The organism is Streptomyces griseofuscus, assembly GCF_014673495.1.
Taxonomy (GTDB): Bacteria; Actinomycetota; Actinomycetes; order Streptomycetales; family Streptomycetaceae; genus Streptomyces; species Streptomyces murinus.
On the sequence record NZ_CP051006.1, the window covers coordinates 2227001 to 2240856 of the forward strand.

The 13856-nt window shown below is 69.0% G+C and carries 10 protein-coding genes; 7 read left to right on the plus strand and 3 right to left on the minus strand.

What is annotated here, in order from left to right; all coding sequences use genetic code 11:
• Positions 1 to 63: 63 nt before the first annotated feature.
• From HEP81_RS09790 to HEP81_RS09800, 3 genes are all read left to right on the plus strand, one after another.
• Entirely contained in the window at positions 64 to 309 is a 246-nt protein-coding gene (locus HEP81_RS09790) for a DUF397 domain-containing protein (protein ID WP_037655362.1), read from the plus strand.
• Positions 310 to 385: 76 nt separating this feature from the next.
• Entirely contained in the window at positions 386 to 874 is a 489-nt protein-coding gene (locus tag HEP81_RS09795; RefSeq protein WP_037655360.1) for a GNAT family N-acetyltransferase, read from the plus strand.
• 64 nt (positions 875 to 938) lie between these two features.
• Positions 939 to 3659 (plus strand): SpoIIE family protein phosphatase, encoded by a 2721-nt coding sequence (locus tag HEP81_RS09800; RefSeq protein WP_078967355.1) that lies wholly within the window; start codon positions 939 to 941, stop codon positions 3657 to 3659.
• 143 nt (positions 3660 to 3802) lie between these two features.
• On the opposite strand, the gene acnA is transcribed toward HEP81_RS09800, so the two are convergent.
• Positions 3803 to 6520, minus strand: a complete 2718-nt coding sequence (acnA, locus tag HEP81_RS09805; protein ID WP_037655357.1) for an aconitate hydratase AcnA — start codon at positions 6518 to 6520, stop codon at positions 3803 to 3805.
• 223 nt (positions 6521 to 6743) lie between these two features.
• Between acnA and coaD the strand changes: the two genes are divergently transcribed.
• Both coaD and HEP81_RS09815 read left to right on the plus strand, forming a co-directional pair.
• Entirely contained in the window at positions 6744 to 7184 is a 441-nt protein-coding gene (gene coaD / locus HEP81_RS09810; RefSeq protein ID WP_051850146.1) for a pantetheine-phosphate adenylyltransferase, read from the plus strand.
• A gap of 90 nt (positions 7185 to 7274) precedes the next feature.
• Complete coding sequence (locus HEP81_RS09815) at positions 7275 to 8222, plus strand: DUF4232 domain-containing protein (RefSeq protein WP_037655355.1); 948 nt, start codon at positions 7275 to 7277, stop codon at positions 8220 to 8222.
• Positions 8223 to 8247: 25 nt separating this feature from the next.
• Here HEP81_RS09815 and HEP81_RS09820 read toward each other — a convergent pair whose 3' ends face one another.
• The gene (locus HEP81_RS09820; RefSeq protein WP_037655352.1) at positions 8248 to 8697 is read right to left on the minus strand and encodes a rhodanese-like domain-containing protein; all 450 of its coding nucleotides are present in this window, start codon (positions 8695 to 8697) and stop codon (positions 8248 to 8250) included.
• 172 nt (positions 8698 to 8869) lie between these two features.
• Between HEP81_RS09820 and HEP81_RS09825 the strand changes: the two genes are divergently transcribed.
• Together HEP81_RS09825 and HEP81_RS09830 are read left to right on the plus strand one after the other, a co-directional pair.
• Positions 8870 to 9316, plus strand: a complete 447-nt coding sequence (locus HEP81_RS09825) for an Lrp/AsnC family transcriptional regulator (protein WP_037655350.1) — start codon at positions 8870 to 8872, stop codon at positions 9314 to 9316.
• A gap of 159 nt (positions 9317 to 9475) precedes the next feature.
• The gene (locus HEP81_RS09830) at positions 9476 to 11005 is read left to right on the plus strand and encodes a helix-turn-helix domain-containing protein (RefSeq protein WP_037655348.1); all 1530 of its coding nucleotides are present in this window, start codon (positions 9476 to 9478) and stop codon (positions 11003 to 11005) included.
• Positions 11006 to 12236: 1231 nt separating this feature from the next.
• On the opposite strand, the gene HEP81_RS09835 is transcribed toward HEP81_RS09830, so the two are convergent.
• The gene (locus HEP81_RS09835) at positions 12237 to 13820 is read right to left on the minus strand and encodes a NaeI family type II restriction endonuclease (RefSeq protein ID WP_051850145.1); all 1584 of its coding nucleotides are present in this window, start codon (positions 13818 to 13820) and stop codon (positions 12237 to 12239) included.
• Positions 13821 to 13856 lie beyond the last annotated feature (36 nt).

Sequence of the window (13856 nt, forward strand, 5' to 3'; positions counted from 1 at the left end):
CGGACGCGCCGTCCTCGCCGTCGAGGCCTCAAGAGAACTTCTTGATCGTCCACTAGGAGAACAATGAGCGCGGAAGCACTTCAGTGGTTCAAGTCGACGTACAGCAGCGACGAAGGCGATGCCTGCCTCGAAGTCGCTGTCTCCTGGCGCAAGTCGAGCCACAGCAGCAGCGAGGGCGGCCAGTGCGTCGAGGTCGCCTCCTGTGCCCATTCCATCCTCGTCCGGGATTCCAAGCAGGACCCCTCCCACGCTCCCACCCTGCATGTCAGCCCCCTCACCTGGGCCGTCTTCACCTCCGCCGTGCGATGAACAGCGGACGCGCCGTCGTCAGCGGCGGCGGTGCCACCCTGGCGGCCGATCCCGACCGGAACGTCGCCGTGGCCCCATGACGAACGATCTCCGTGTGCGGGCCGCCCTGCCCTCCGACGCCCCCGCCCTGGCCGAGCTGCGCTGGGCGTTCAAGCGGGAGGACCACGAGGCGCCGCCGGACACCGCCCGGCCCCTGGCGGAGGCCGAGCGGTGGATCCGTGAGCGGCTCGGCGGCGGGCGGTGGCTGGCCTGGGTGGCGGAGGCCGGGGGCGAGATCCGCGGCCATGTCTTCCTCGCGCTGGTGGAGCGGGTGCCGGAACCTTTCGCCGACAACGACTCGCTCGGCTATGTGACCAACTTCTTCGTCGAACCGCCGTACCGGAACCAGGGGGCGGGTACCGCGCTCCTGGACGCGCTGACGTCGTACGCGCGCGGCGCGAGGCTGGAGACGCTGATCGTCTGGCCGTCGGAGCGCAGCGATCCTCTCTACCGGCGCTCCGGCTTCCAGCCCTCGGCGGAACTGCTGGAACTGCCCCTCCTGACCACCGACGGTTCCACCCCCTAGAACACCTGTCCAATCTATGGACGGACCATGGCCACACAGCGGACCCCGGTGCTACAAATGCGGCATGTCGGACACCGTTGCTCGATTCAGACGCCTGCTGTGGCGCTCTGTGGTCGGCGGCAGGCAGTGGAGCGTCGCCAAGCAGGTCTTTCTGCTTCAGGCGGCTCTCGTGGTGCTGCTGGTGCTCAGTGGCGTCCTCGCCCTGTTCCTCCAGTCCGAGCGGGACACCACGGCCGAGGCCCGGCGGCGTTCCGTGGCCGTGGCGGAGACCTTCGCGCACTCCCCCGGGGTCCTTCAGGCGCTGGCGGCCCCCAAGCCCTCCAAGGTGCTCCAGCCGATGACCGAGGCCGGGCGCAAGGCGGCCGGGGTCGACTTCATCGTCGTCATGGACACGCACGGCATCCGCTATACACACCCGATACCGAGCAAGATCGGCCAGCGGTTCGTGGGGACCATAGGGCCGTCCCTCGCCGGGCGGACGTACACGGAGAGCGTGCACGGTCCGCTGGGCCGGGAGATGCAGGCCACCGTGCCGATCGAGGACCCGCGCGGCAAGGTGGTCGCCCTCGTCTCCGCCGGGCTCAAGGTCAAGCACGTCACCAGCGAGGTGGACCGGCAGATCCCGATCATCCTGACCGCCGGGGCGGGCGCGTTCGTCGTGTCCACCGGCGGCACCGCGCTGGTCGGGCGGCGGCTGCGGCGGCAGACGCACAGCCTCGCCCCGGACGAGATGACCCGGATGTACGAGCACCACGACACGGTGCTGCACTCGGTGCGCGAGGGCGTCCTCATCGTCGGCGACGACGGCCGGCTGCTGCTCGCCAACGACGAGGGCCGGCGCCTGCTGCGGCTGCCGCCCGACGCCGAGGGCAGCCATGTGTCCGAGCTGCCCGGACTCGACCCCGAGACGGTGGAGCTGCTGGCCTCCGGGCGCGAGGCCACCGACGAGGTCCTGTTCGCCGGGGAACGGCTGCTCGCCGTCAACCAGCGGCCCACCGACCGCGGCGGCGCCCCTGGCGGCACCGTGGTGACCCTGCGGGACACCACCGAGCTCCAGGCACTGTCCGGGCGCGCCGAGGTCGCCCGGGAGCGGCTGAAGCTCCTCTACGACGCCGGTCTCGGCGTCGGCACCAGCCTTGACGTGCGGCGCACCGCGGAGGAGCTGGCGCGGATCGCCGTACCGCGCTTCGCGGACTACGTCACCGTCGACCTGGACGACGGCGTCCTGCACGGCGAGGAGCCCGCCCCCACCGCGGCGACCCTGCGCCGTATCGCCGTGCACGGCATCCGGGGCGACCATCCGCTGTACGAGCAGGACCGGCTGATCGACTTCAAACCGTTCACGCCCCAGGCCCGCGGCTACGGCTCCGGACACTCCGAACTGGTGCCCGATCTGGCCGCCGCGACGGACTGGCGGGCCCAGGACCCGGAGCGCACCGAGAACATCCTCGAATACGGCATCCAGTCGCTGATCTCGGCCCCGATCCGGGCCCGCGGGGTGGTGCTGGGCATCGCCAACTTCTACCGGGCCAAGCGTGACCCCTTCGACGAGGAGGACCTGACGCTCGCGGACGAGCTGGTGGCCCGTGCCGCCGTCAGCGTCGACAACGCCCGCCGCTACGCCCGTGAGCACACCCTCGCGGTCACCCTCCAGCGCAGCCTGCTGCCGCGCGCCCTGCCGGAGCAGAGCGCCCTGGACGTGGCCTACCGGTATCTGCCGGCGCAGTCGGGGGTGAGCGGGGACTGGTTCGATGTGATCCCGCTGCCGGGCAGCCGGGTGGCGCTGGTGGTCGGCGACGTCGTCGGACACGGGCTGCACGCCGCGGCCACGATGGGCCGGCTGCGGACCGCCGTACACAACTTCTCGACCCTCGATCTGCCCCCGGACGAGCTGCTCAGCCATCTGGACGACCTGGTCGGGCGGATCGACCAGGACGAGGGCGACGGGGAGGACTCGGGCGCGATCGTGGGGGCCACGTGTCTGTACGCGATCTACGACCCCATCACGCGCCGGTGCGCCATGGCCCGCGCCGGGCATCTGGCGCCCGCGCTGGTGCATCCCGACGGCAGCGTCACCTACCCCGAGCTGCCCGGCGGTCCGCCGCTGGGCCTCGGGGGCATGCCGTTCCAGACGGCGGAGCTGGAGCTGGCCGAGGGGACGCAGCTGGTGCTGTACACGGACGGGCTGATCGAGGACCGCGCCCGCGATCTGGACGAGGGCCTCGAACTGCTGCGGCGGGCGCTGGCCGGGCATCCCGACCGCACCCCGGACGCGAGCTGCGGGGCGGTCCTCGAGGAGCTGCTGCCACAGGGGCCCAAGGACGATGTGGCGCTGCTGGTGGCGCGGACCCGGGCGCTGACGTCCGAGCAGGTGGCCGAGTGGGACGTACCGGCCGATCCGTCCGCCGTGGCGGGGCTGCGGCGGGCCGTGACCGAGCGGCTGGAGGAGTGGGGGCTGGACGAGCAGGCGTTCGGCATGGAGCTGGTGCTCAGCGAGCTGGTGACCAACGCGATCCGGTACGGCTCCGAGCCGATCGGACTGCGGCTGATCCGGGACCGTGCGCTGATCTGCGAGGTGGCCGACGGAAGCAACACGTCGCCGCATCTGCGGTACGCGGCGACGACGGACGAGGGCGGGCGGGGGCTGTTCCTGGTCCAGCAGATGACGGAGCGGTGGGGGACGAGGTATTCGCCGCAGGGGAAGGTGATCTGGGCGGAGATGCCGTTGCGGGGGGCTCCGCCGGTCGGGGCGGAGTTGACGCTGGACTCGTTCGACGAGATTTGAGGTCGGGTTCGCCGGTGGGTGGCCGGGTGCGGGTCCGCCGTGGCTGGTCGCGCAGTTCCCCGCGCCTCTGGAAGACGAAGACAAAAGAGAGGGCCGCACCCCCGTTGCCAGGGGTGCGGCCCTCAACTGCTCCTGCTGATCGCTTACTTGCGGATCAGGCTGCGCAGGACGTACTGCATGATGCCGCCGTTGCGGTAGTAGTCGGCCTCACCGGGGGTGTCGATGCGGACGACCGCGTCGAACTCGACGCCCGTGTCGGTGGTGACCTTGACCGTGCGCGGCGTGGTGCCGTTGTTCAGCTCGGTGACACCGGCGAAGGAGAAGGTCTCCTCGCCCGTCAGACCGAGGGACTCGGCCGAGGCGCCCTCGGGGAACTGGAGCGGCAGGACGCCCATGCCGATGAGGTTCGAGCGGTGGATGCGCTCGTACGACTCGGCGATGACGGCCTTGACGCCGAGGAGCGCGGTGCCCTTGGCCGCCCAGTCACGGGACGAACCGGAGCCGTACTCCTTGCCGGCCAGGACGACCAGCGGGATGCCGGCGGCCTGGTAGTTCTGCGAGGCGTCGTAGATGAAGGACACCGGCGCGTCGGCCTGGGTGAAGTCGCGGGTGTAGCCGCCCTCGGTGCCCGGCGCGATCTGGTTGCGCAGGCGGATGTTGGCGAACGTACCGCGGATCATGACCTCGTGGTTGCCGCGGCGCGAGCCGTAGCTGTTGAAGTCGCGGCGCTCCACACCGTGCTCGGTGAGGTACTTGCCGGCCGGGGTGTCGGCCTTGATGGCACCGGCCGGGGAGATGTGGTCGGTGGTGACCGAGTCGCCCAGCTTGGCCAGCACACGGGCGCCGGTGATGTCGGCGACCGGGGCCGGCTCCATGCCCATGCCCTCGAAGTAAGGGGGCTTGCGCACGTAGGTGGACTCGGCGTCCCACTCGAAGGTGTTGCCGGTCGGGACCGGGAGCGACTGCCACTGGGCGTCGCCGGCGAACACGTCCTGGTAGGACTTGTTGAACATGTCCTCGCCGATGGCGCTGGCGACGACCTCGTTCACCTCGGCCTCGGAGGGCCAGATGTCCTTCAGGTAGACCGGGTTGCCGTCCTGGTCGGTGCCCAGGGCGTCACGGGTGATGTCCACCTTCATGGAGCCCGCGATGGAGTACGCGACGACCAGCGGCGGGGACGCCAGGTAGTTCATCTTGACGTCGGGGTTGATACGGCCCTCGAAGTTCCGGTTGCCGGAGAGGACCGAGACGACGGCGAGGTCGTGGTCGTTGACCGCCTTGGAGACCTCCTCCGGCAGCGGGCCGGAGTTGCCGATGCAGGTGGTGCAGCCGTAGCCGACCAGGTTGAAGCCCAGCTTGTCCAGGTACGGCGTGAGGCCGGCCTTGTCGAAGTAGTCGGTGACGACCTTCGAGCCCGGGGCGAGGGTGGACTTGACCCACGGCTTGCGGGACAGGCCCTTCTCGACCGCCTTCTTGGCGACCAGGGCGGCGCCGATCATGACGTACGGGTTGGACGTGTTGGTGCAGGAGGTGATGGCCGCGACGGTGACCGCGCCGTGGTCGATCGTGTAGGTCGAGCCGTCGGGGGCGGTGACCTGGACCGGGTTGGACGGGCCGCCGTTCGGGCGGACGGCCGGGGAGTCGGAGGCCGGGAAGGACTCCTGGCCCGCCTCGTCCACGACGTCCACGTAGTTGACGACGTCCTGCTTGAACTGCTCGGCGGCGTTCGCGAGGACGATGCGGTCCTGCGGGCGCTTCGGGCCGGCGATGGAGGGGACGACCGTGGAGAGGTCCAGCTCCAGCTTCTCGGAGAAGTCCGGCTCGGCCTTCGGGTCAAGCCACAGGCCCTGGGTCTTGGCGTACGACTCGACCAGCGCGACCTGCTGCTCCGAACGGCCGGTCAGGCGCAGGTAGTTGAGGGTCTCGTCGTCGATCGGGAAGATCGCGGCGGTGGAACCGAACTCCGGCGACATGTTGCCGATGGTGGCGCGGTTGGCCAGGGAGGTGGCGGCGACGCCCTCGCCGTAGAACTCCACGAACTTGCCGACGACGCCGTGCTTGCGCAGCATCTCGGTGATCGTGAGCACGAGGTCGGTGGCGGTGGTGCCGGGCTGGAGCTCACCGGTGAGCTTGAAGCCGACGACGCGCGGGATCAGCATGGAGACCGGCTGGCCGAGCATCGCGGCCTCGGCCTCGATGCCGCCGACGCCCCAGCCGAGGACGCCGAGGCCGTTGACCATGGTGGTGTGCGAGTCGGTGCCGACCAGGGTGTCGGGGTAGGCCTTGCCGTCGCGGACCATGACGACACGGGCCAGGTGCTCGATGTTCACCTGGTGCACGATGCCGGTGCCCGGCGGGACGACCTTGAAGTCGTCGAACGCGGTCTGGCCCCAGCGCAGGAACTGGTAGCGCTCGCGGTTGCGGCCGTACTCCAGGTCGACGTTCTGCTTGAACGCGTCGCTGGTGCCGAACTTGTCGGCGATGACGGAGTGGTCGATGACCATCTCGGCCGGGGAGAGCGGGTTGATCTTCGCCGGATCGCCGCCGAGGGCCGCGACGGCCTCACGCATGGTGGCGAGGTCCACGACACAGGGCACGCCGGTGAAGTCCTGCATGATCACGCGGGCCGGCGTGAACTGGATCTCCTGGCTGGGCTGGGCCTGCGAGTCCCAGCCGCCGAGGGCACGGATGTGGTCGGCGGTGATGTTCGCGCCGTCCTCCGTGCGGAGCAGGTTCTCCAGCAGGACCTTGAGGCTGTACGGCAGGCGGGCCGAGCCCTCCACCTTGTCCAGCCGGAAGATCTCGTACGACTCGTCGCCCACGTGCAGCGTGCTGCGGGCGTCGAAGCTGTTCGCCGACACGACAGTCTCCTTCATTGATGTGCGCGTACCACCGTCAATCCTGCCGCCACGCCGGTTTGGCCGGCCCAGTAAGGTCAGGCTAAGTTAGGCTTGCCTTACCAGGGTGGCGGCTGCGGTGCGCCTCGGCAGATATCTCGATGTCGAGATAACTCTAGTACATGGGTGCCGGATGGTCATGCCGGGGCCGCCTTCGGGACGTCCTTTGCCGCTACTCTCTCCGCTCATGCGAGCCCTCTTTCCAGGATCCTTCGACCCGGTCACGCCAGGGCACCAGGACGTGCTGCGGCGCGCGTCCCTTCTGTTCGACGAGGTCGTGGTCTGCGTGATGTTCAACGCGCACAAGACCGGGCGCTTCCCGGTCGCCGAGCGGCTGGAGCGGCTCCGCGCGGCGGCGGACGGGCTGGGCAATGTCACGGTCGACTCGCACACCGGCGGGCTGCTGGTCGACTACTGCCGCCGGGCCGGGATCGAGGTCGTCGTCCGCGGGGTGCGGGACGCCAAGGATCTGGACTACGAGATGCCGATGGCCCGGATGAACCATGAACTGGCCGGGGTGGAGACGTTCTTCCTCCCCGCGGATCCGGCTCTGGCCCATGTCTCCTCCAGCCTCGTCACGGCGATGGGCCAGTACGCGGGGAGCGACAAACAGGTGGGCGACAGATAGGTGGGCGACAAATAGGGCATGCGCCTGCCGGTGGCCGGAACTGTGGCTTCCGCCATGGCTCGGGGGGCGGGGCGCTGATGGGATGCGCGGATGCGCACTGCCACCTCACTTCTTCCGGGCGTCGTTCCCGCCGTCGCCGCGCTGCTGTTGCTCACGGCGTGCGGGGCGGAACGCGCGGGCGTTTCCGGCACGGCCGGGTCGGGGTCTACGGCCGGGGCCGGGGCTGCGGTTCCGGTCGATGAGCCGGCCGTGGACGGTGTCCGGATCACCTCGGTGACGATCCCCGCCGCCACGTCGAGCCCCACCCCCTCCGACCACGTGGTGCACGCCGACCCGCTCCCGGCCGCCGATTCCGGGATCTCGGCCACCTACGAGGTCACCAACAGCGGTGGCCGGGCGCTGACGTACACCGTGTTGTTCGACTTCACCACGGACAGCGGCGCGGTCATGGGCGACCACTCCGAGACCGTGCGCTCGGTCGCCCCCGGCGCCACGAAGCGCGGCACGGTACGGCTGGGGGCGCCGGCCCCGGGATCGTCGCGGGTCAGCCGGGTCAAGGTCGCCCAGGTGACCCGGGTGCCCGCCGCCGAGGCACCGCCCGCGCCCGGCGTGTGCCCGCCCTCCGGCATCCGTCTCACCAACGACGACGGCGACGCCGCGATGGGGCTGCGCGTGGTGGGCATGCGCCTGGAGAACTGCGGCAAACGGGACTACGCGCTCGACGGCTATCCGCGACTGGAACTGCTGGACGACGACCTCGCGCCCGTCCACGGCGTCCAGATCTTCCACGGGAGCGGCGGCATCAGCACCGGCAGCGGGTTCGACGACCCGGCCCGCCCGCTGGTCCTGAAGCCGGGCCAGAGCGCGGTCTCGGGTCTCATGTGGCGCAACCTCACGGAGTTCGGTACGGCGGTCAATGTTCCGTACGTGCGGGTGCGGGCGAAGGAGGGTGCCGCGCCGGTGACGGTCACGCCCCATCTCGACCTCGGTACGACGGGCAAGCTGGCGGTCCGGGCCTGGACGCGCGAGGCGTCGTAGGACCCGGTGCGTCGTCGGCCGTGCGTCAGCAGCCGCAGGCGCCCGTGACCGGGGCGGCGAGGGGGTCGGCGTCGCGGCGCTCCGGGCCCTGCCAGGTGTCGTAGGCGAAGCCCTCGCGCACCCAGTACTCGAATCCGCCGAGCATCTCCTTGACCTGGTAGCCGAGTTCGGCGAGGGCGAGGGCGGCACGGGTGGCGCCGTTGCAACCGGGGCCCCAGCAGTAGGTGACGACGGGGACGGACCTGTCGAGCAGGGCGGGGGCCTGTTCGGGGATGAGCGCGGTGGGGAGGTGGACGGCGCCGGGGATGTGCCCCTGGTCCCAGGAGTGGGTGGAGCGGGAGTCGAGGAGCACGAATCCGGGCCCGCCGGGGGTGGTGAGGGCGGCGGCCACGTCGGCGACGTCGGTGTGGAAGCGGAGGGCGGCGCGGAAGTGGGCGGCGGCTTCGGTGGGGGCGGGGGTGGCGGTCGTAGGCATGAGGGCGGGGGCCTTTCGTCATCTGGGGGCGCTCGGCTCTGTTTCCGGGCTGTCCGGCTGTCCGGCTGTCCGGCTGTTCGGCTTGAATCTACGGACCGGAACTGATGCTCTGAAGGCTCGATCCACGGCGATGTCACCCGATCGGCCGGGGAATCCGTGCTATTTCTCGACCATGACCGCGATATCCCTGGACGCCATCGACTGGCGCATTCTCGACGTCCTCCAGCGGGACGGCCGGACCAGCTTCGCCGACCTCGCACGGGCCGTCTCCATGTCGGCCAGCGCGGTCACGGAACGCGTGCGCAGGCTGGAGGAGTGCGGGGTCATCAGCGGCTACGCGGCGGTCGTGGACCCGGAGCGGGTCGGACTGGCCGTGATGGCGTTCGTACGGCTGCGCTACCCGAACGGCAACTACAAGCCATTCCATGACCTGGTGGAGGCGATGCCGGAGATCCTGGAGGCGCACCATGTGACGGGCGACGACTGCTTCGTCATCAAGGTGGCGGCACGCTCGATGCGCCATCTGGAGGAGATTTCGGGACGGATCGGCGGTCTGGGGTCCGTGACGACCAGCGTCGTCTACTCGTCCCCGCTCACACATCGCCCCATCAGCGGCTAAATCCGTAATGAGCGGCATTGCGGAATGAATCACCCATTCATCGCTCACGCATCGCCCATGACTGGCGCATCCCTGGGAACCCGCAGGTCATTGACGCGCCATCACTCGAATGGACCCCCCAAGCGAGCACCATCTCATATCTGAGATAACCTCAACCTCATGGCAGACGACTACCTCGTACGCATCGGCAAGCTCATCCGTGACGCCCGGCAACACCGGGGCTGGACGCAGACGCAGCTCGCGGAGGCGCTCGGCACCAGCCAGAGCGCGGTCAACCGCATCGAGCGCGGCAACCAGAACATCAGCCTTGAGATGATCGCCCGCATCGGTGAGGCTCTGGACAGCGAGATCGTCTCGCTGGGCTACGCGGGCCCGATGCATCTGCGGGTCGTGGGCGGCCGTCGGCTGTCCGGCGCCATCGACGTCAAGACGAGCAAGAACGCCTGTGTGGCCCTTCTCTGCGCGTCCCTGCTGAACAAGGGCCGCACGGTGCTGCGCCGGGTCGCGCGCATCGAGGAGGTGTACCGCCTGCTGGAGGTGCTCAACTCCATCGGCGTGCGCACCCGCTGGATCAACGACGGGGTCGACCTGGAGCTGGTCCCGCCGGCCGAGCTGGAGATGACGGCGATCGACGCCGAGGCGGCCGTACGCACCCGCTCCATCATCATGTTCCTCGGCCCGCTGCTGCACCGTATGGACCAGTTCAAGCTGCCGTACGCCGGCGGCTGCGACCTCGGCACCCGGACCATCGAGCCGCACATGATCGCGCTGCGCCGGTTCGGGCTCCAGATCGCGGCGACCGAGAACCAGTACCACGCGCAGGTGGACCGCACGGTCAGCCCCGACCGCCCGATCGTACTGACCGAGCGCGGCGACACGGTGACCGAGAACGCGCTGCTGGCCGCGGCACGGCACGACGGCGTGACGGTCATCCGCAACGCGTCCTCGAACTACATGGTCCAGGACCTGTGCTTCTTCCTGGAGGCGCTGGGCGTCAAGGTGGAGGGCATCGGCACCACCACGCTCACCGTGCACGGCGTGCCCAACATCGACGTCGACGTGGACTACTCGCCCTCCGAGGACCCGGTCGAGGCGATGAGCCTGGTGGCCGCGGCGGTGGTCACCGAGTCCGAACTCACCGTGCGCCGGGTGCCGATCGAGTTCCTGGAGATCGAGCTGGCGGTCCTGGAGGAGATGGGCCTGGACCACGACCGTTCGCCGGAGTACTTCGCGGACAACGGCCGTACCCGGCTGGTCGACCTCACGGTCCGCCCCTCCAAGCTGGAGGCGCCGATCGACAAGATCCACCCGATGCCCTTCCCGGGCCTGAACATCGACAACGTCCCGTTCTTCGCGGCGATCGCGGCAGTCGCCTCCGGTCAGACCCTGATCCACGACTGGGTCTACGACAACCGGGCGATCTACCTGACCGACCTCAACCGCCTCGGCGGCCGCCTCCAGCTCCTCGACCCCCACCGGGTCCTCGTCGAGGGCCCCACCCGCTGGCGCGCCGCCGAAATGATGTGCCCCCCGGCACTGCGCCCCGCGGTGGTCGTCCTGCTGGCGATGATGGCGGCGGAGGGGACGTCGGTGCTGCGCAACGTGTATGTCATCAACCGGGGTTACGAGGATCTGGCGGAGCGGCTGAACTCGATCGGGGCGCAGATCGAGATCTTCCGGGACATTTGATCGGCGTGGTGTCGTGCCCCTTGGAGGCGAGGGGCACGACACCTCAATATGCCAGCTGACCTGCGGATACTCACCTTCACGACCCCGCATTGATCACTGTTGTTTTTCAGCACCTTGTGCAACGCGCGTGCAAGATGATCTTGAATGGTTGACGATGCGTCAGAGGTGCCTGAGTATCCGTCAGACTTCGCGGAGGGTTGTCGCCGAAGTGGCCTCGCAACGCCCGATGTCGGACGGGCACAGCTGACCCCGCCTCGAACACAACACGGGCCCCTGTGGGGTCAGCCACCCCGGAGCCCCGTTGGTGCCGTGCCCTGGGGCGGGCCTATGGTTCTGCCTGCCTGGGCTGCCACGTTGCGGTCAGCCAGGCTCGCCGGACAACCACACAGCGATCCACGTGCGCCCGCCGGCTCCAAGAACCGAGTTCCGTCGCAGGCATGGAAAGTCTCACCAGCTCCGCGCATCACCATGCGAAGCGAGACGGCCCCGCGGCCACCCAGCAACCCAGGGATGCGATCGCGGTGAGTCAGGACCTCGACGACATGCTCGTCGCCGGTATCCAACAACTGCGGCACACCTCCATAGAGCCCGCCCACAGCGTCAGCGACCGCATGGTCCTCCGTCGTAACGCGCCGCGCCGACACTGCAATGGGCCTTCCACCTCGCTGCCGCGCCACGTGAAAGCGGCCCACGGGACCGCCCCCAGGCGGATGCGGCAGGTCGACCCCGTCATCGTCAAGGTTCCGATCCCAAATGGAGCTGGGATATGAGCGGGGAGACATGGTCTACCTCCGGTAGCGAGATGTTCAGTGGCCCCGAGGATCCGAAACACTCGCCGCTTGCCCTAACCGGGATTCATCTGTAGTGAGATGCTAACCCGCACGTCATCAGGTCCAAACAGGGCCTGACCAGCTCCGCCAGCACCTCTACGTTACGGCAGGCGTGAGCGCGTGCCCTATGGACAGCGAGGTCCGGTCCCTCAGGGGCCGGAGAAGCTCTCTGTGGAGCGGGCTGCAACAGCGCGGCCGACATTCACCCGGCGGTCCTGCCTTCAAGGAGTACGCGTCGATCTCGGGCGCCGACGTCGGCTGCCAGGGCGAGGTCGGCTCGGGCTGCTAGGTGGCGGCGGGCGCCCTCGCCGAGGTCCTGGGCGGCTCTCAGAACCCATGTCGCCCAGGCACTGACAATCCGATGTCGTCCAGTACGTGGTAGGACCTGCGGGTGGAACCGGTCAATGGCCGGGAAGGGGATTCACCTCATCATCCGGCTTCGCCAGTCTCCACCGCGTACCGGACAGGACGACCGACCGACCAGAGTCACGATCTGCCTCAGTGGCTGGCGCCAGACGAACGCTGACCCACGTCCCTTTCTCCGGGACCGGCAACCCCAAGGCCCTGGCGATCTCAGGATCGGAGTTGCGGTGGTTCAGGACGAGGATGCCCTCGGCGGCCAGGATCCTCCGTGCATCCCGCGCTCTCTTCGCCGCATCCCGCTGCCTCGCGACCGTGGCGAGGACCGGAAGGGTCACCGACTGGCACTGCGCCACGCGGAACAGTTCGTTCACGCGCCCTTGGCCGGTTGCCTGGGCAAGAATCGTCTGCAAGTCGGCGGCAGGAAGTCGGTTCAGGACGTTCACCGGCAGACGGCTGTCCTTGTGGATCCATTCGATCGCCTCGCGTCCCGCTCGGCTCAGATTCCGCTTGCCGTCCTTGTTGGCGCCAGAGACCAGTGTCTCCTCGGTCGCCCTCACCACCCCGAGGCTCCACAACCCCCTGCGGTGGTCGAGGTGGACCAGCACGCACACACGGCCCTGGGCTTCCCTCGGGATGATCCAGGTCGAACCGGACGTCACCTTGAGATCCACATCAACCCCGGCGATCCTGAAGTCGAGCGGTCCGCGGGTGTCGAACCGGAAGTCGTGCCGCATCAGGTTCCCGACGAGTTGCCCAGCCATCGCCTTCTCCGACTTGCTGAGCTCCTCCCAGCGAAAACGTCCAGTGAGCTCACCGTCGAGGAGTCTCTCCATCGACTGCCCCAGCACAGCCGCCATACGCCGCCCGGAGGGATCGAGACCCAGCAGCTCCTCCCTCACCACGCGCACTTCGTCCGCACCGTGTGCAACGCCGGAGATCAGCTCCGTTCCCTGCCCCGGCCCCGCCTTCCTGCCAGAAGTCGGCTCCGGACCGACTGTCGTCAGCATCCGCTCCAAGTCGGCAATCCGCTGCATCACCTCTTGGACGTACTTCAGTGCCGCGTCCCGCTCGCCCGTGACGGCCAGCAACCTGCGTCGCAGCTCAGCGAGCTCCTCTTCGCGTGAGCTCGAGCGGGCGTCGAGCTCGGCCTCCGCCTGTTCCTTGGCCTGGAGGGCAAGACCAAGGGCAGCCTGGGTGTCCAGCAACTGTCCGTGCACATGAACGAGTTTCGCCAGGTGAGCAGTGCAGTCCTCGTCATCGCCCTGACCTTGGTCGGACTCGGCCCGGCCTGGCTGCTCCCACGCCTTCTTCAGCAGCGCACGGGCCCTCCTGTGGGCCTTCGCCGCCTCGACCGGGTCCGCGACGCATATCTCGATGAGGGCCTTGACCAAGCCTTGATGGTTCTTGAGGCCCACACCCCTCAGGACTCTGTGCAGCGTCGACGGAGCCGGCTTCGGCTTGTTGCCCACCATGTCGGGCAGCTGAAGGTGTATCAGCTCCACCGACAGTCCGGCGGCATCCCGAAGGCCCCGCAGGAACAGGACGAGCAGGTCCTCTGCATCGTTCTCTCCGCAGGGAAGACCAGGCGGCCGCCCTTCCTTCCCCCGCAGGCGAGCTGACATCAGCGTCCGTTCTCTCGATACATATGGGTTTCTCTC